This window comes from Microbulbifer maximicatervae (SeqCode) (assembly GCF_052467305.1).
Window position 1 is genome coordinate 1,124,900 of sequence record NZ_CP174306.1, and the last position, 17,029, is coordinate 1,141,928.

The 17,029-nt window shown below is 50.8% G+C and carries 14 protein-coding genes and 10 tRNA genes; 21 read left to right on the forward strand and 3 right to left on the reverse strand.

Features of this window, described 5'->3' with window-relative positions; all coding sequences use genetic code 11:
- Positions 1–14: 14 nt before the first annotated feature.
- Positions 15–416, reverse strand: coding sequence for a hypothetical protein (locus ACJJI4_RS05180; RefSeq protein ID WP_444927312.1), 402 nt, complete (start codon positions 414–416; stop codon positions 15–17).
- The gene (locus tag ACJJI4_RS05185; protein ID WP_444927313.1) at positions 416–1,630 is read right to left on the reverse strand and encodes a pyridoxal phosphate-dependent aminotransferase; all 1,215 of its coding nucleotides are present in this window, start codon (positions 1,628–1,630) and stop codon (positions 416–418) included. Before ACJJI4_RS05185 ends, ACJJI4_RS05180 begins: the two co-directional genes overlap by 1 nt.
- Positions 1,631–1,816: 186 nt before the next feature.
- Here ACJJI4_RS05185 and msrB point away from each other — a divergent pair, with 186 nt between their 5' ends.
- The 19 genes from msrB (at position 1,817) to cyoD (ending at position 13,535) form a co-directional block, all read left to right on the forward strand.
- Positions 1,817–2,233 (forward strand): peptide-methionine (R)-S-oxide reductase MsrB, encoded by a 417-nt coding sequence (msrB, locus tag ACJJI4_RS05190; protein ID WP_444927314.1) that lies wholly within the window; start codon positions 1,817–1,819, stop codon positions 2,231–2,233.
- Entirely contained in the window at positions 2,230–3,006 is a 777-nt protein-coding gene (locus tag ACJJI4_RS05195) for a DUF1499 domain-containing protein (protein ID WP_444927315.1), read from the forward strand. The genes msrB and ACJJI4_RS05195 overlap by 4 nt, the downstream gene beginning before the upstream one ends.
- A 159-nt stretch (positions 3,007–3,165) precedes the next feature.
- Positions 3,166–3,241 (forward strand) — tRNA-Glu (locus tag ACJJI4_RS05200).
- Position 3,242: 1 nt separating this feature from the next.
- Positions 3,243–3,318: transfer RNA gene (locus ACJJI4_RS05205), tRNA-Gly, on the forward strand.
- Positions 3,319–3,436: 118 nt separating this feature from the next.
- Positions 3,437–3,512 (forward strand) — tRNA-Glu (locus ACJJI4_RS05210).
- A gap of 33 nt (positions 3,513–3,545) precedes the next feature.
- Positions 3,546–3,621 (forward strand) — tRNA-Gly (locus ACJJI4_RS05215).
- 118 nt (positions 3,622–3,739) lie between these two features.
- Positions 3,740–3,815, forward strand: a tRNA-Glu gene (locus tag ACJJI4_RS05220).
- 33 nt (positions 3,816–3,848) lie between these two features.
- Positions 3,849–3,924 (forward strand) — tRNA-Gly (locus tag ACJJI4_RS05225).
- Between the two features lie 118 nt (positions 3,925–4,042).
- Positions 4,043–4,118 (forward strand) — tRNA-Glu (locus tag ACJJI4_RS05230).
- Positions 4,119–4,151: 33 nt separating this feature from the next.
- Positions 4,152–4,227, forward strand: a tRNA-Gly gene (locus ACJJI4_RS05235).
- A 203-nt stretch (positions 4,228–4,430) separates the two neighbouring features.
- Positions 4,431–5,366, forward strand: a complete 936-nt coding sequence (locus ACJJI4_RS05240) for an ABC transporter ATP-binding protein (RefSeq protein ID WP_282933543.1) — start codon at positions 4,431–4,433, stop codon at positions 5,364–5,366.
- Positions 5,363–6,136 carry an ABC transporter permease gene (locus tag ACJJI4_RS05245; RefSeq protein ID WP_413665084.1) on the forward strand — a complete coding sequence of 258 codons (774 nt, stop codon included), beginning with the start codon at positions 5,363–5,365 and terminating at the stop codon, positions 6,134–6,136. The genes ACJJI4_RS05240 and ACJJI4_RS05245 overlap by 4 nt, the downstream gene beginning before the upstream one ends.
- A gap of 7 nt (positions 6,137–6,143) precedes the next feature.
- Entirely contained in the window at positions 6,144–6,974 is an 831-nt protein-coding gene (queF, locus tag ACJJI4_RS05250) for an NADPH-dependent 7-cyano-7-deazaguanine reductase QueF (protein WP_444927316.1), read from the forward strand.
- A 179-nt stretch (positions 6,975–7,153) separates the two neighbouring features.
- A complete protein-coding gene (locus tag ACJJI4_RS05255; RefSeq protein ID WP_444927317.1) occupies positions 7,154–8,686 on the forward strand; it encodes a DcaP family trimeric outer membrane transporter in 1,533 nt (510 codons plus the stop codon).
- A gap of 34 nt (positions 8,687–8,720) precedes the next feature.
- Positions 8,721–9,302: a hypothetical protein gene (locus ACJJI4_RS05260; RefSeq protein WP_444927318.1), complete on the forward strand. Its 582-nt coding sequence runs from the start codon at positions 8,721–8,723 to the stop codon at positions 9,300–9,302.
- 255 nt (positions 9,303–9,557) lie between these two features.
- The gene (locus ACJJI4_RS05265; protein WP_444927319.1) at positions 9,558–10,523 is read left to right on the forward strand and encodes a cytochrome c oxidase subunit II; all 966 of its coding nucleotides are present in this window, start codon (positions 9,558–9,560) and stop codon (positions 10,521–10,523) included.
- Positions 10,520–12,595, forward strand: coding sequence for a cbb3-type cytochrome c oxidase subunit I (locus tag ACJJI4_RS05270; protein WP_413665088.1), 2,076 nt, complete (start codon positions 10,520–10,522; stop codon positions 12,593–12,595). Before ACJJI4_RS05265 ends, ACJJI4_RS05270 begins: the two co-directional genes overlap by 4 nt.
- Complete coding sequence (locus ACJJI4_RS05275) at positions 12,596–13,222, forward strand: cytochrome c oxidase subunit 3 (RefSeq protein ID WP_444894403.1); 627 nt, start codon at positions 12,596–12,598, stop codon at positions 13,220–13,222. It abuts the gene before it with no gap.
- Positions 13,215–13,535, forward strand: coding sequence for a cytochrome o ubiquinol oxidase subunit IV (gene cyoD, locus ACJJI4_RS05280; protein WP_413665090.1), 321 nt, complete (start codon positions 13,215–13,217; stop codon positions 13,533–13,535). Before ACJJI4_RS05275 ends, cyoD begins: the two co-directional genes overlap by 8 nt.
- Positions 13,536–13,564: 29 nt before the next feature.
- Here the strand turns inward: cyoD and ACJJI4_RS05285 are convergent, their stop codons facing one another.
- Positions 13,565–14,962, reverse strand: coding sequence for an adenylate/guanylate cyclase domain-containing protein (locus ACJJI4_RS05285; protein WP_282933535.1), 1,398 nt, complete (start codon positions 14,960–14,962; stop codon positions 13,565–13,567).
- An 888-nt stretch (positions 14,963–15,850) separates the two neighbouring features.
- On the opposite strand from ACJJI4_RS05285, the gene ACJJI4_RS05290 reads away from it, so the two are divergent.
- Positions 15,851–15,938, forward strand: a tRNA-Ser gene (locus ACJJI4_RS05290).
- A gap of 946 nt (positions 15,939–16,884) precedes the next feature.
- Positions 16,885–16,972, forward strand: a tRNA-Ser gene (locus ACJJI4_RS05295).
- The last annotated feature ends 57 nt before the right edge of the window (positions 16,973–17,029 follow it).

A 17,029-nucleotide genomic window follows, 5' to 3' on the forward strand; every position in this document is an offset into this window, starting at 1 on the left:
GCCAATGCCGCGCATTAAAGCGCGGCAAACTCCCGCATCAAGCGCTCCATCAGCGCCTGCAACTGGTCTGATGATCCCTCGCGCACAGCGCTGTTGAGCAACTGGGCGTTGCTCTGCCCGGACTCAGCCCCGGCATTAATCATTAGCAGGAAACCCTTGTGGGTTAATACCGCATCCTCCATCGCCTCCTGGCGCACCAGCTGGGAAAAGCTGATATAGCCACTCTGCTTAAGCCAGGTCATGGATCCCAGGCAGGCTAAATGGCGGGGGGAGTGCAGCCCGTACTCATCCGGTGAGTCAGGGCCGGAAATATCTTCCACGTAAACGGTTGCCGGTACCGGGAATTGATTAAACATTGCCAGCAGTACCCTGCCGGCATCCCGGTAAAAATCGTGAATATGTAAATCGTCCAGCATCAGCAGGAATATCGCTCCAAAAAGTCGCCCAGGCGTTCCATCGCATGCGATAAGTCGTCGGCACGGGGCAGGAAGACAATGCGCAGGTGGTCCGGTGCATCCCAGTGGAAGGCACTGCCTTGGGCCAGTAGTATTTTTTCCTGGCGCAGGAAATCCAGCACCAGTTGCTCGTCATTTTCGATCTTATGATGATCCAGATGCAGCTTGGGAAACAAGTAGATAGCACCGCTAGGTTTGACACAGCTCACACCGGGAATGTCATTGAGCATGCGGTGGGCCATATCTCGCTGTTGGCGCAGGCGCCCGCCGGGCAGGACTAAATCGTTAATACTCTGGTAGCCACCGAGCGCAGTTTGCACGGCGAACATGGCGGGTACATTGCCGCACAGGCGCATTGAAGAGAGTATTTCCATCCCCTGGATAAAACCCTTGGCGCGGTGTTTGGTGCCGCTGATAATCATCCAGCCAGAGCGGAAGCCGGCCAGGCGGTAGGACTTGGACAGGCCGTTAAAACTCAGGCAGAGCACGTCCGGAGCCAGTTTGGCCATAGGGGTAAATTCCGCATCGTCGTAGAGAATCTTGCTATAAATCTCATCGGCGAAGATCACCAGGTTGTGACTGCGGGCAACCTCGACAATATCCTCCAGTAGTTCCCGGGGATAAACGGCGCCAGTGGGGTTATTGGGATTGATAACCACTATGCCGCGGGTTTTTGAGGTGATTTTTGCTTTGATATCCTCAATATCAGGCAGCCATCCTGACTCCTCGTCGCAGCGATAGAGAACCGGCTTGGCGCCGGTGAGGTTGGTGGCGGCCATCCACAGGGGGTAGTTGGGCATTGGCAACAGCATTTCGTCGCCATTATTGAGAAGGGCCTGGGTGCTCATGGAAATCAGTTCGGAGACGCCGTTGCCCAGGTAAATATCGTTAATCTCGACACCCGGGATACCCAGGGTCTGGCACTCTTGCATAATGGCCTTGCGCGCAGCGAAGAGCCCTTTGGACTCGACGTAGCCCTGTGCCTCAGAGAGATTGTGAATGACGTCTTGGATAATCTCGTCGGGGGCGTTAAAACCGAAGGGGGCAGGGTTGCCAATATTCAGCTTGAGGATGCGGTGGCCTTCCTCTTCCATGCGCTGGGCCTGCTCCATCACGGGGCCGCGAATTTCGTAGCAGACGCCGTGCAGTTTTTCTGATTTATTGATGTCCTTCATGGTGACCTGGAAGCTCTATTGCAGAGCAGGAGCGGCCCAGGGCCGCGAGTTCAGTGCGCGAAAACCGGGTAATGTCCACCAGCGGTAGGTACCACTCCTGCGGGAAACCGGGAACCGATACATATAGGCATTGCCACAAAGTGACGCCTGACCGGAAACCCCAATTGATTACGGAAACACTAGAGTATGTCAAAACAGATGGATGAGAACTACTGGCGGGATAAGCTTACAGATGAGGAGTTTGAGGTCTGCCGGGAAGGTGGGACAGAGGCGCCGTTTAGCGGCGAATATTGGGATGTTTTTGACGATGGCGTCTATCGTTGTCGTTGCTGTGGCGAGGTTTTATTCGGCTCGCAGTCAAAGTTTGAAAGCCGTTGTGGTTGGCCCAGCTTTGATGCGGAGCATTATGAAGGTGCGGTGAAGGAGCTGCCTGACAGCAGCTACGGTATGCAGCGTGTAGAGATTCGCTGCAGTAAGTGCGATGCCCATCTCGGTCATGTGTTCGACGATGGTCCCACCGATACGGGACTTCGCTACTGTGTGAACTCTCTATCGGTGAAGCTGGACCAGGGCAGTGATGAAACGGAGGATGACACTGAGTGACGGAATCACACTGGAGTAATTGGCTATTGCGGGTGCAGTGGATTCTGTTACTGCTGATCGTCCTTGCGGCTGCCGCTTTGCGTTACGGGTTGCTGCACTTCTCTGTGGTTTTCAAAATATTTGTGTTTTCTGGCGGTGCAGCCTTGGCAATTGCGCTACTAAGCCTGTTTGTTTTTGTTTGGGGAGTGAGCAAGAGCAAGCCGTTGGTGCGCAGCAATGCTCTATGGGCGGCGTTGCTCGGACTGCTGCCGGTGGCAATACCTCTGGTAACCGTAGGCAAGGGCAACTTCGATGTGCCAAGAATTCACGACATCAGTACCGATACCCGCAATCCCCCCCAGTATCAAGAGGTATTGAAGTTGCGCCAGAAAGGCGACAACAGTGCCAAATACGGTGGAGAGAAGGTGGCCGAATTGCAGCGGGAGGCGGATATATATGCCGATATAATGCCGTTGCACGTGGACTTCCCGATAGCTCGTACCACTGAGATCGCTGCTGAAGTGGCCGAAGACCTGGGTTGGAAAGTGGTTTCCTATGAGCCTCAGCGGGGCCACCTGGAGGCTGTAGCGAAAACACCGATCCTCGGTTTTACGGACGATATCGTTGTACGGGTCAGCGCTGACGTGGGTGGTGGCTCCAAAGTCGATGTGCGTTCTAGCTCCCGAGTCGGGGTCAGTGACTTGGGTACCAATGCGAAGCGTATCCGCCAATTTCTGGAAGAGTTGCACCTGCACGCGCTGGTGCTCGAGGGAACTGGCACAGAGCGGTACTAAAATGCACTCCAGAAATGGCTGGGTTTTGTAAGTGTCTGACAACAAAAGAAAAAAAATCAAAAAGAGTGTTGACAGGTTTAGCGGTGATCCATAGAATGCGCCCCACTTCTGACGCAGGGCTACACTCAAAGGTGGAGCGAAACGACAGAAGGTTTCTGGGTCCCCATCGTCTAGAGGCCTAGGACACCGCCCTTTCACGGCGGTAACAGGGGTTCGACTCCCCTTGGGGATGCCACGCGGGAATAGCTCAGTTGGTAGAGCGCAACCTTGCCAAGGTTGAGGTCGCCGGTTCGAACCCGGTTTCCCGCTCCAATTTTCTGCTTTGCGAGATGATCTCTAGTCAACTCGGAGAGCACGCCACCGAGAAATCAGTGGCATTGCCATGGACAGCATGGCAGCGCCGGATCGAAAGGTCGAAGTGCAAGTTTCTGTCCCCATCGTCTAGAGGCCTAGGACACCGCCCTTTCACGGCGGTAACAGGGGTTCGACTCCCCTTGGGGATGCCAATACGACCCGGTAGCAGTGCTACCGGGTCAATTGCGGGAATAGCTCAGTTGGTAGAGCGCAACCTTGCCAAGGTTGAGGTCGCCGGTTCGAACCCGGTTTCCCGCTCCAATTTTCTGCTTTGCGAGATGATCTCTAGTCAACTCGGAGAGCACGCCACCGAGAAATCAGTGGCATTGCCATGGACAGCATGGCAGCACCGGATCGAAAGGTCGAAGTGCAAGTTTCTGTCCCCATCGTCTAGAGGCCTAGGACACCGCCCTTTCACGGCGGTAACAGGGGTTCGACTCCCCTTGGGGATGCCAATACGACCCGGTAGCAGTGCTACCGGGTCAATTGCGGGAATAGCTCAGTTGGTAGAGCGCAACCTTGCCAAGGTTGAGGTCGCCGGTTCGAACCCGGTTTCCCGCTCCAATTTTCTGCTTTGCGAGATGATCTCTAGTCAACTCGGAGAGCACGCCACCGAGAAATCAGTGGCATTGCCATGGACAGCATGGCAGCGCCGGATCGAAAGGTCGAAGTGCAAGTTTCTGTCCCCATCGTCTAGAGGCCTAGGACACCGCCCTTTCACGGCGGTAACAGGGGTTCGACTCCCCTTGGGGATGCCAATACGACCCGGTAGCAGTGCTACCGGGTCAATTGCGGGAATAGCTCAGTTGGTAGAGCGCAACCTTGCCAAGGTTGAGGTCGCCGGTTCGAACCCGGTTTCCCGCTCCAAAAATAAAAAGCCGCTCAGTCGAGCGGCTTTTTGTTTTTCCGATATAGTAATTCTTATCTTCTGCACGGTTACTTTTGCCCGGGACTTGTGCAAGTTCCGGTTCATCCCACCAAGTGACGTGTATGAAAAACCCTAGCTCCCCTCAGGTTGAAATTATTCGGGCAAGCGCGTTGAATAACGCTCCCCACTATAGGAGTGCAAGATGAGCGCTGCGCTATCGATCCATAACTTACAGAAAACCTACGACAATGGTTTCCAGGCCCTGAAAGGCATCAGTTTTGACGTGCAGCCGGGAGACTTCTTTGCGCTGCTGGGGCCCAATGGGGCGGGGAAGTCCACTACCATCGGTATCATCTGTTCCCTTGTGCGCAAAAGCGGTGGTTCAGTGTCGATTTTTGGTGAGGATATCGACGTCGATTTTGCTGCGGCCAAGCGCCTGTTAGGTGTTGTGCCACAAGAATTTAACTTCAGCCAGTTTGAGAAAGTGTTCGACATTGTCGTTACCCAGGGCGGTTTTTACGGTATGCCGCGCAAACTGGCTGAAGAACGCACTGAGAAATACCTGAAGCAGTTGGGGCTGTGGGATAAGCGCGCTACCCAGGCGCGCATGCTCTCCGGTGGTATGAAACGCAGATTGATGATTGCCCGCGCGCTGATTCACGAGCCGAAATTACTGATTCTGGATGAACCCACAGCCGGAGTGGATATAGAACTGCGGCGTTCCATGTGGAGTTTCCTGGAAAAAATAAACCAGCAGGGCACCACAATTATCCTCACCACCCACTACCTGGAGGAAGCCGAGAGCCTCTGTCGCAATATAGCGATAATCGACAAGGGCACTATTGTCGAGAACACTTCAATAAAGTCACTGCTGAAAACCCTGAACCGGGAAACCTTTATCTTGGATTGCGCGGAATTTTTCACTGAGTGCCCGGACTTGTCCGGTTATGAAGGGCGTTTGCGGGACAATCACTCACTGGAAGTCACTATTGAAAAGGGACAATCTCTGACCGAGGTATTTGCGTCATTGCAGCGGCAGGGCATCACAGTCACCAGTATGCGCAATCGCGCCAATCGCTTGGAGGAATTGTTCCTGTCCATGTTGTCGGAAGAAAAAATGTCGGGGCTAGAAGAGTGAAGGGCAGATTAATCTGGATATCATTCAGCACTATTTACCGTCGGGAAGTACGGCGCTTTATGCGTATATGGCCGCAGACCCTGGTACCGCCGGTAATCACTATGTCACTGTACTTTGTGATCTTTGGCTCCCTGATTGGTCGGCGAATTGGTGATATGGGGGGCTATCCGTATATCGAGTTTGTTGTGCCGGGTTTGATCATGATGTCGGTGATTACCAACTCCTACGCAAACGTAGTTTCGTCTTTTTACAGCGCTAAATTTCAGCGCAGTGTGGAGGAGCTTTTGGTCTCGCCAACGCCGAATTGGGTGATTATGGCGGGCTATGTTCTCGGTGGCGTGTCACGGGGATTAATGGTGGGGTTGATAGTGACTCTCGTAGCGATGTTTTTTACCTCGCTGACGGTAGAGCACATCTTTGTCACGGTAGCGATTGTATTTTTGACAGCGGTGCTGTTTTCCCTGGCCGGGTTTATCAATGCTATTTTTGCCAATAGTTTTGATGCTATCTCTATTATTCCGACCTTTGTATTAACTCCCCTCACATACCTGGGAGGTGTGTTTTACTCTATCGACCTGCTGTCGCCTTTTTGGCAGGGGTTGTCGAAATTGAACCCCATTCTTTATATGGTGAACTCCTTCCGTTACGGCATTTTGGGTGTTTCCGATATTAATGTTGTCGGGGCATTTTTTGGCGTCCTGGTATTTATTGCGCTTCTGGCATCCTGGGCCATTTATCTGATGAGCCACGGTAAGCGACTGAGACATTGAGAAATTTATGACAAGAGAAGACTGGCAAAACCTCCCCCTGGGGCAGGAGACCACCTACGAATCCACTTACAACCCCAAGTTGCTCCATCCAATTCAGCGCTCAGTATCCCGAGCCCAGTTGGGGCTCTCTGCCGGCGCAATGCCTTTCTTTGGAGAGGACGAATGGTGGGGTTTTGAGCTTTCCTGGCTGAACCCCAGGGGCAAACCACAGGTGGCGGTGGCTCGTTTTAGTTTTCCTGCGGAAAGCCCCTGCATGGTGGAGTCAAAATCCTTCAAGTTGTATTTAAACTCTTTCAACCAGAGCAAATTTGAATCCTGGAGATTGGTACAGGATGCCCTGGTGCGGGACCTCTCTGCAGCGGCGGGGGCAAATGTCGGCGTTACCCTGATGGATGTGGAAGATGCAGCGCTGGCAGCTGAGAAACCAGAGGGCTATTGTCTGGATCATCTCGATATAGAAGTGAATAATTACGAGCCGGACCCCGCACTTCTCGCCCTCGAAGGCGGTGAGGAAGATGTGAGTGAGGTTCTTTATAGCCACTTGCTGCGCAGTAATTGTCCGGTAACGGGACAACCGGATTGGGCGACAGTAGTTGTGGACTATAAAGGGCCGGCACTGAAGCGAGAGGCACTGTTGGCTTATATTGTTTCCTTCCGCGAACACCAGGATTTTCACGAGCACTGTGTCGAGCGTATCTTTTGCGACTTGCAACAGTTGGCGGAATTTACCGAGTTAACTGTTTGTGCTCGCTATACCCGTCGTGGCGGCTTGGATATTAATCCGCTGAGATCGACTCGCATTGAGAAACGTATGCCTCCGCGTTTTGCCCGTCAATAATTTCCTTTCTTAAGTGCCACCGGAGTCCCCGGTGGTACGGCCCTTCAATATCACTCTTTGCCTAAGGCCGACCTGGGTTGGCGCTGCGGACTCTTAAGCTACGCTTTCCAGATAGGCCGGGGAAACCGACAGTGTAGTTGTGTTGGCCGCCCCACAGGAGGTGGAGTTGAGGCTGACAGATGGAGATTAATACCCAGTCCCCAGTAATTCCTGCCGTAGTAATCGGTTTTGCCCCACTTCTTTTTTCCCAATCCTCCACTGCAGAAGTTTATGTTAAAGCTGATGATCTGATACGGGTGATTGAGGCCCAGCAACAGCAGCTGGAAGAGCAGCAGGCTCAGATTCAGAAACAACAGGCAGACCTCGAAGCCCTGCGTCGGCAAATTGAGCAAATGCAATGGGCACCACCATCCCGACCGTCTCTGGAAGTAACTCCTGTACAGCCTGTCGAAGCACCGGTGAGCAAGGAGGATATGAATGATTTACAGCGACAGATTGAGGAGATACGGCAGGAAGTTCCACCTGGTTCGCTGCCTCCGCCGCGGGCCCAGTCTGATCAGGCGGTACCTGACCCCAGTGACATCGAAGATGTGATTGCCAATGCGACAACGGAGTGGCCTGGCTCCATTCCCCTGTTGGGAAATACGATGAAGGCGAAGATCAGTGGCTTTGCGGACTTGGATGTCAATTATGATACCGACGCGATCATCAGCCCCGCACAATTTGTACCTGCCGATATTGTGACTTTCGACAAAACGGCTGCAGAGGGAGCGGACGGGCAGACAGAATTTACCGTGCAGACCTCTAGGTTGGTATTTGAGACCCTGCAGCACTGGGAGGGACGTGAATTTAAAACCCTGATTTCGATGGACTTCCTGCAGGACTCCAGTGTTACTACTCCCAACCCCCGTATGCGCAAAGCTTATGGAGAAGTGAGTAATGCGCTTTGGGGGGGCAGTATTCTTGTGGGGCAGCAGTGGTCAACATTCGCGAACTTGGAAGCGGTTCCCAATACCCTGGATTTCCAGGGGCCTAATTCGGCATTTGGCTTGCGCCATTCAATGGTCCGATGGATTAAGAGGTACGGGCCACAGTATTACTTTAAGGTGGCTATTGAAGCGCCGGATTCACAAATATTCGAGGATGCAACCGAGGTTGCCCGCTGGCCCGATGCGGTATTTGCGCTGGAGTCGGACTTGCCTAGGTCCCAGGTACAAGCGGGTTTGGTATTAAGGGATTTGCGCGCGAGTGGCGATCCGGATTCAGCCGTATCAACTACCGGCTGGGGATTAAATTTAAGCGGCACTTTCAATATGCCCGGCGTACTTTCCAAGGATGTTCTTTATTACTCTTTGTCCCTCGGTGCGGGATATAGCGGTCTACTTAATGACGCGCCACCAGATGCAGCTTATGATTTTTTTGATAACTCCGTAGAGGCACTAAACACTACAGCCTGGTATCTGGGGTACCAGCACTGGTGGACTCCTTGCCTGTATACCGTAGCGACCTACGGCAGGGTAAGGCAGGATAATCTGGACTTCCAACCCGGTGAGGCCTACAAAGCAACCCAATACCGCAGTATCAATATTGTTTGGTTACCCTTTCCCCGTTGGTTGACTGGAATCGAGGTGCTCTACGGCGCTCGCAAAGACAAAGATGGAGATAGGGGGTCTTTGGTGCGGACACAATTTACGACCCGAATGACATTTTAAGAAAGTAAAGTGTTTAAACGAGGTGTTCAGGTATATGCGAGTCAAACGAGAGAAGGTATTTCAAGCACGATTTATTCGGTTGTTATGCAGCCTTTCAGTGATTTCTCTTCTGCTCGGATGGACTTCAGCCAGTACCGTGGTTACGCGGGTATGGCAGTCCCCATATATTGGTATTCAAAGCTTAGGTAAAACCCTGGTACTCGCATATACCCTGGTACCGAGGCCGATAGTCGGTGGGCAGGTAGAAAGGGAGTGGGTCATGCAACTGCAGGATACGGGTATTGATGCGCATTCCTGGAGTGCTCTCGGGGCAATAACTGGTGTTCCCTCAATGGGGGAGATTGCACCCTTACTCCGGGAGAGGGGATTTGACACTTTATTGGTTACCCAATTGTTGGCATTAAAACGGATCAACCCGAATATCCGCAACTCCCAGGTTGCTGTTGTGGAGACACGTTTATATTCGGCGCCTAGTGACGAAGTTTATTGGTCGGTTCAGTCGGATACTTTTTTATACAAGTATTCAGGGGAGGAGCTGCGCCATCCCAATGAGAGAGATTTACGCGAGTTTGTAGAGGTGATGATTCGCACTATGTCTGGCAATGGCGTTTTATAGCCGCTAATTTATCGTGATTTTTATCGAACCTTTCTCCAGGCCAATAAAACTGTTGTATTCAGCTATTCTGGTGAGACAAACCGTTGATGGGCCTATCAAAGAGTGCGCGTTCAATGGTTCGAAAGGGAATTCAAAGCGTTAGCAGGAATAGATGCCGGCTAACTACTTTTGGCGGTAGGCTTTACCATGGATTGGAATCTAAAAGCCCCTGTGGTTTTTTGGCGTGCGTGTCTAAGGTACTGGAGATGTGTTGATGTGCACGCTCCACGATTATTATTTATTCTGCCAGTTTTTCTCTCAATTTTATTAATCCCCTATTCAGCCTGTGCTTCTGAAACCTTTCTGATGCCGTTGGGACCAGTGGCAGAGGAGCAGAAAGTACACTTCTTTTGGGCTATGGCACTCACCATGGTCGCTGTTCTCCCGGTATTTATCCTGGTGCCAGTAATCCTCTTTAAATACCGAAGAAAAAAAGGTCACGGATTCTATGCGCCAAAATGGGAAACCTATGGTCCGCTCGAAGTGATTATGTGGGGTGTGCCATTCCTGGTCATAATTGTTTTGTCAGTGATGCTCTGGCGTGCAACGGCACGGCTCGATCCCTACAAGGAAATACAGGGCGTTGTCCCCCCGGTAAAAGTGCAGGTGGTGGGGCTCGACTGGAAGTGGTTATTTATCTATCCGGAGCTGGATATTGCAACAGTCGGTGAATTGGTTGTACCAGTACACACTCCAGTCTCAATGATATTGACCAGCGACACGGTAATGCAGTCGTTCTTTATTTCTGCACTGGCTGGGCAGATTTATGTGATGCCGGGTATGACGACAAAGCTCAATTTTATCGGTACAAAAACCGGCGACACCAGAGGGGAGAATACCCAATATACCGGCAATGGTTTTGTCGACCAGAATTTTGCAGTCAAGGTTGTGACTGATGAGGACTTTGAAGCCTGGGTAAAGCAAGTACGGACGGGTGGGATTGTCCTGAGTCCAGAAAATTATAACCGCCTGGCACAGCGAAATACCAAAAAACAAGCATACAAAGTCTTGGGAAATAGCAAGATGCCAGAAAATACACTGTATTTTAACTTGCCGGGCACAGACCTTTTTCACGAAATAGTAATGCGTTATCACTCCGGTAAACCGCTGAGCATAGAAGAGCAGCCCGGCACCCGAAAATTCGGCCGGGGCGAGGATGATGCCGAGGGAGCGCAGCCATGAACAATTTGGATTACGGTTGGCTGGGTAAGCTCAATTGGGATTCTCTGGTATTTAGCGGGTTTCTTGAGCGGCCCTCAGTCAGTGAGGCCGTTGCCAGTGTGGCGGGCTCGATAGTAATACTGGCTACAGTGGGAATCCTGTTTTTATTGACCTGGTTTAAAGTCTGGGGAACACTCTGGCGGGATTGGTTGACCAGCACTGATCACAAAAGAATCGGCATTATGTATATCGCTTTTGCGATCGTGATGTTGGTTCGAGGGTTGCTGGAGGGGATGGTAATGCGTGCTCAGCAAGCCGCCGCACCGGAAGGCTTCCTCTATGCAGATCACTTTGCCCAGTTGTTCAGTACACACGGCACCATAATGGTGTTTTTTGTGGCAGTTCCGTTTTTGGTGGGCCTTATTAATTTCGCTATGCCGCTGCAAATTGGTGCCCGTGATGTGGCCTTCCCGGTACTTAATCAAATCAGCCTGGCGGTGACAGTTTCCTCTGGTATTTTGTTGATGGTCTCTCTGGTGGTGGGGCAGTTTTCTACTGGGGGTTGGTCGGCTTATCCGCCTTATACGGGGGCGGATTTTAGTCCCGGGGTTGGGCCTGACTACTGGATATGGGCGATCGTATTTTCTGGGGCGGGGACCACATTAACGGGAATTAATTTCACCGTCACCGTGTATAAATGCCGTGGTCCAGGAATGCACCTATTCCGTATGCCACTGTTTTGTTGGACCGTACTCTGCGCCTCCATTCTAATGATTTTCGCAATGCCGCCTCTCAGCGTTGCCGCACTGATGTTGGGCTTGGATCGCTACCTGGATTTCCACTTCTTCACCAATGACCTCGGTGGAAATATGATGAACTATGCCAATTTGTTTTGGCTCTTTGGTCACCCTGAGGTCTATCTATTGGTGTTGCCAGCCTATGGTATTTTTTCCGAGGTCTTTTCCACCTATTCGGCCAAAACCCTGTACGGTTATAAATCCCTGGTGATTGCCACCATGTGTATTGCGATCCTGTCCTTTACTGTGTGGTTACATCACTTTTTCACCATGGGACAGAGTCCGACGATCAATATTGCATTTGGTATAGCGACTATGCTGATCGCGGTGCCGACCGGGGTGAAAGTATACGACTGGATGGCGACCATGTATCGCGGTCGAATACGTTTTACCACTCCAATGGTTTATGCCATCGGCTTTTTAATCCTGTTCGTGATTGGTGGTCTGTCCGGCGTTATCCTGGCTAACCCCACTGTCGATTTCCAAGTGCACAATACACTGTTCCTGGTGGCGCATTTCCACAATGTTTTGATTCCCGGCGTGCTGTTTGGAATTTTGGCGGGGTACAACTACTGGTTCCCCAAAGCATTTGGTTTCCGCCTTAATGATAAGTGGGGCAAACGCTCAGCCTATCTCTGGTTTGCAGGATTTATGGTGACATTCTTCCCGCTATATGGCGCCGGCTTATTGGGGATGCCAAGACGATCATTCAGCTATGCCGATCTCACATTCAAGCCGTACATGATCGTTGCTTTTATCGGCGCAATGATTGTTCTGGCGGCCTTAATTTCGCTGGTTATTCAATTTATCGTAAGTATCAGGGACCGAAAGAAAACCCAGGTTCCTGTGGGTGATCCTTGGGATGGACGGTCCCTGGAGTGGAACTCTCCCGCTCCAGTACCGGCCTATAACTTTGTTGAAATACCCAAGGTTACTGATCGGGATGCATTTACTGAGGCTAAGGAGCACGGTGAAGCCTATAAGCGGCCTAAAGTCTATCGAGACATAGAGCTCCCTAAAAATAATCCTCTCGGATTTATTTTGTGCGTTGTCAGTGGAATTTTGATGTTTGCCCTGGTTTGGTACATCTGGTGGCTTGCACTGATCTCCGCATTAACCATTTTGGTTGCAGTTATCGCGGCCACCTTCCGCAAAGAAACGGAATATATTATTCCTGCCAGTCAGTTAGAAAAGGATACGGAAGCTTGGTTGGCCTTGGTCGAGAAGAGCGAGGCGGTGAGCCGGGACCTGGAAGATTCCCCGCGAAATGTCGGCCTTGCGAAGCTGGAGATCTAAATGAATCCCGTCTCTTCACCGAAAAGCCCGGGCAGCATCAATCCCCACGAAGCCATCCACAGAGATCCCGATATGGTGATCTTTGGCTTCTGGGTCTTCATGATGAGCGACCTGATTTTCTTTGGGGTGGTATTTGCGATTTATATCACCATGGTGGGCGCTACCGCCGGAGGGCCGGGCCCGAAAGAGCTTTTTGATTTCGGCAGCTTGTTCGCCCAAACGATGCTTCTTCTAACCAGCAGCCTCACTGCGGGTATTGCGACAGTTATTGTTAAGCATGAACGCAGTCGCGCTGCCTTTCTATTTTGGGTGGTGATAACCCTGTTGCTGGGCATGGGTTTCCTGGCATTGGAACTGTACGACTTTGCCGGGATGGCCGAGAAGGGCGGGGTGCCACAGCGCAGTGGATACCTGTCAGCCTTTTTTGGCTTAGTGCCCTTGCACGGTCTCCATGTCACTTTCGGCTGTCTGTGGATGATCGTTTTGATCGTTCAGGTTTTCACTATGGGATTGGGGGATGTCGTAAAGCTGCGCTTTCTGCGCCTGGCATTATTCTGGCATTTCCTCGATTTGATTTGGATCGGAATTTTTTCCGTGGTTTATTTCGGTGGCTGGGTCTATGGCTAAAGAACCGACTTTTGCACAACACCTGCGCCTGTATATCACAGGTTATATCCTGTCTATTGTGCTCACTCTGGCGGCTTTTGCCGCAGTGCTGACGATCGGTAGGGAGAATAAAAGTGTCTTGATTCTGGTTGCGTTACTAGGGGTTGCGCAACTGGTAGTGCAATTAAAATATTTCTTGAACGTAACAACCCAACGGGACCGTAGGGATAACCTGGCGTTAATTCTCTTCTCTAGCTTAATTCTTTTGATTATTGTGATGGGCACAGTCTGGATTATGGGGAACCTGGCGGTGCGTATGCATACCACTATGTAGAACTTTACGCCTACGCACTTTCTATAAAACTAGATAATGACTTTGCTCTTCAGGTTGGATGCTGCTTTTTGCAGGGACTGTAAGACCTTTTCCTTATCGTAATTTCGGATTTTATCCAAGTCTAAATGCATTGAGAATCCGGGGGCATGCTCCTCCAGGTAACTCTGTTGGCCGCCCAGGTTCTTACGCAGATCAGTAACCTGGTAAACCTTCACCGGAGTACTAATACCTTTTACGGTGATATGCCCTTTGTCCCGGCACATTACCGTGTGTTTGATCATGGCCCAGGTCTCGTGGCTAATCAGAATTTCTCCCGGCTGGGCGGCGCCTTCCAATCGTGAAGCGAGGTTAACGTGGGTACCCATCACCGTGTAAGACTGGTAGTTGGCGGTACCAAAAATGCCGACAGTACAGTAGCCGGTATTAATACCCATACGAACCTGTAGAGGGCGCGAGATACCTTTGTTGTACCATTCCTGCTTCATTTCACGTACGCGTTTACGCATCGCCAGGGCCATAGCTACGCAGCGCAGAGCGTCTGACTTGGGTCCCTTACTCTCATCGTCCCCAAAAACAACCATTACCGCATCGCCGATAAACTTATCGATAGTGCCGCCGTATTGTCCAGCTATACGTGCCATTTCGGAGAGGTAATTATTGAGCAGCTGGGTAAAGGTCTCTGCCTCTAACTCCTCGGTGAGCTGGCTGAAGTCTTTGATGTCAGAAAAGAAAACGGTGAGGAGCTTTCGCTGGGTCACCAGAGCTTCTTCATCCCCGGTAGTGACAGAGCGCCACAGCTTTTGTGGCAGGTATTTGGAAAGCTTGTAGGAGCGAACCTTGCTAACGCGTTGCTCAACCATCAGGGAGTGATTGGCTTCCTTAAGTTGGCCAATCTGGCGGTGGGTAAAGAATGCATAGGCGCATAAATAGGCCAGAATACAGATCAGGCTCACGGTGCTGATAGTGAGGTCAGCGCTCACTAGCAGAGATGGCTCGTGCATCAGGTACCCGATAACGACCCCAACCAATAAGCCGGTATTGTGCTCAAACCAAGCGCGACCACCGCCGCCCCCAGTGAGGGCATTCAGCTGGACCATGGTAACCAGCAGCAGCGAGGGCAGCATGCTGAAGTCTGCTAGGGATATGGTGATGCCGATCAGTACTGTATCCAGGAAAGAAAGGCAGCGGCGGGTTTTCAGTGCTTTTTTATCGCCAGTTTTGTAGAGGATAAATTGGGCGAGAGCGGTATAAGCAATGATAAAAAGAGCAGATCCGGTAATAACCAGCTTGTCTGATTGCCATGGCGCATCCCAATTCACCGCGTTTGCCAGGGTACCGGCAGCGGCAAATAAAATCAGGGTGCGAAAATAGGTGGAGTAGCGAGGGTTAACATTCCGCCCCGTGCTCTCCTCAAGCTGGTCCTGCATTTGTGTTGTTCTTTGTCCGTTTGAGCAGAAAGTGAACACCTTGCGCGTTGGCGATAGGGTGGCTCCGATTTCCCCATCCACCGTATAGCCACGCCGTGACTCCAGCAGCGCAGTTTACTCTTCCGAGGAACAGAATGCGAAAAAACTGTGCATGCAAGTGATATTTTTCTCGTTGTTGTTGCCAGTGATATTACCGCACCTCCAGCCTCAGAACCTCCCAATTTTCATGGCAGATTTGCAGTTTAGGCAGGGAGGGTACCTTAGGGCTTTGCGTATCAAGGTTTATATAGATAGCGACCACTGACTCTACAGCAGGCCAAGGATTATGACAGGGTGCTTTCCGGCATTATTAACCTAGATCAATCTGAGCTCAGGAATCCGGGCGACTTGTACCAGGTGAAGAGAAAAGGGGGGTGTCAGTAAAAGATAAGTTTTCCGATGACTGCATTAAAGGGCTGGATGCCGGCCTCAGATAAAGCCAGGCTTATATTCACCTTTGAGTCAAGGGCTTATATGAGTTGTACAGCCCTTATATTGGAGAGCTGAAGGGGCGGGGCAGGCCGGAAAACTAATGCTGGTCGGACTAATATAGAGCCTGGATCAAACGACTCACAGAGTCTAGCCACCAAGCCTGCGATAGCTGAGGGGCTCATTTGAAGGGGCAAATAGCCGTGGTGACTTGTAGCGGATAGTCTGAGTTCCCTCATGATGCCCTGTTTTAACAGCCAGAGAGACTTTTTTCGCATTAGTACTTGCACAACAAGGAACATTTGGGTAAAGTGCGCGCTCTCTCGACGACACAGCAGCTATCTTCCTGATTTCCTTGAAGATTTCGCTGAAGAGAGAGGCCGCTACAAGGCGGAATGCCCTCGCGAAGGGTGACAATTTGGTGAGGTGTCCGAGTGGTCGAAGGAGCACGCCTGGAAAGTGTGTATGTCGCAAGGCATCGAGGGTTCGAATCCCTCCCTCACCGCCATCTTCTAAAAGCCCGGCTTATGCCGGGCTTTTTTGTTTCTGCCTTTCAATTGGTTTTTCTATGTCTTTTTTGGCGATTCTACTCGTCAGCCCAGAGATTTTTGGGCTTTGCTAAGGGGGATCTCATCTTAGAAGGGGTTGCCAAATACTACTGCGTTTATAATTGACGGGTTGTTAGACTTAAGGGGGTGCACAAAGGCCTATTTACTCATTCTGCTGTAGTATTTTATATAGATCCTCATTTTTGTTGCTATTATCCCTGCTGTCTAAATTGTGGGCTAAGTTAGTTTTGAGGGAATTTTAACTGTGAGTTAGCTCTTCTCCTTGCTTTTGCCTGCAGCTCCACTGTCTACTTTTTTGGGTTAAAGTCATACATATTTATATTTTGGCTCTTATTGAGGCAAATTATCTAAATAAAATTTGTACCCACTAAGTAAAAACTTCTTATTCAGCAATCTTCTCTATTTCCTATTTTTTCTTTCATTTAGAGTGGTTTGTTGGAAGTTTGCGCTATCGGACATTTAAATAATGGCAATAGTCTCAGAACTGCCTACAAAGTATTTGGAGGCAGTGAGAGTTACGCTGCTAATATCAACTCGCTACGCCGAGTTATCAGATATAACGCAATAAACAAACCCTAACAGGGGCGAGCGCAAAGCTTTTTCCAAGCATAGTTGGCCAGATTGGCGGCGGTGTAAGAGGAGGAAGTTGGGGAGCCATTCAATGGCTTATATGGGCTCTCAGGGAAGCCGCTAGTAGCTGAGCATGAGCACCAAGATAAAGGTAAGTACACATTCACCCCAGATTCCACTGGAATTTTCTTCGACATTTGGGTAAAGTGCGCACTCTCTCGACGATATAACAGCTATCCTATTGATTTACTTAAGGGTTTTGCTGGAAAGAGAGGCCGCTTTAAGGCGGAATGCCCTCGCAGAGGGTGACAATTTGGTGAGGTGTCCGAGTGGTCGAAGGAGCACGCCTGGAAAGTGTGTATGTCGCAAGGCATCGAGGGTTCGAATCCCTCCCTCACCGCCATCTTCTAAAAGCCCGGCTTATGCCGGGCTTTTTTATTTCTGAAGCTTTTGTTCTTTA

Coding starts and splice junctions, on each gene's coding strand:
- msrB (WP_444927314.1), top strand. CDS start 1,817: ATGTCAAAACAGATGGATGAGAACTACTGGCGGGATAAGCTTACAGAT.
- ACJJI4_RS05240 (WP_282933543.1), top strand. CDS start 4,431: ATGAGCGCTGCGCTATCGATCCATAACTTACAGAAAACCTACGACAAT.
- ACJJI4_RS05260 (WP_444927318.1), top strand. CDS start 8,721: ATGCGAGTCAAACGAGAGAAGGTATTTCAAGCACGATTTATTCGGTTG.
- ACJJI4_RS05180 (WP_444927312.1), bottom strand. CDS start 416: ATGCTGGACGATTTACATATTCACGATTTTTACCGGGATGCCGGCAGG.
- queF (WP_444927316.1), top strand. CDS start 6,144: ATGACAAGAGAAGACTGGCAAAACCTCCCCCTGGGGCAGGAGACCACC.
- ACJJI4_RS05270 (WP_413665088.1), top strand. CDS start 10,520: ATGAACAATTTGGATTACGGTTGGCTGGGTAAGCTCAATTGGGATTCT.
- cyoD (WP_413665090.1), top strand. CDS start 13,215: ATGGCTAAAGAACCGACTTTTGCACAACACCTGCGCCTGTATATCACA.
- ACJJI4_RS05185 (WP_444927313.1), bottom strand. CDS start 1,630: ATGAAGGACATCAATAAATCAGAAAAACTGCACGGCGTCTGCTACGAA.
- ACJJI4_RS05275 (WP_444894403.1), top strand. CDS start 12,596: ATGAATCCCGTCTCTTCACCGAAAAGCCCGGGCAGCATCAATCCCCAC.
- ACJJI4_RS05285 (WP_282933535.1), bottom strand. CDS start 14,962: ATGCAGGACCAGCTTGAGGAGAGCACGGGGCGGAATGTTAACCCTCGC.
- ACJJI4_RS05255 (WP_444927317.1), top strand. CDS start 7,154: ATGGAGATTAATACCCAGTCCCCAGTAATTCCTGCCGTAGTAATCGGT.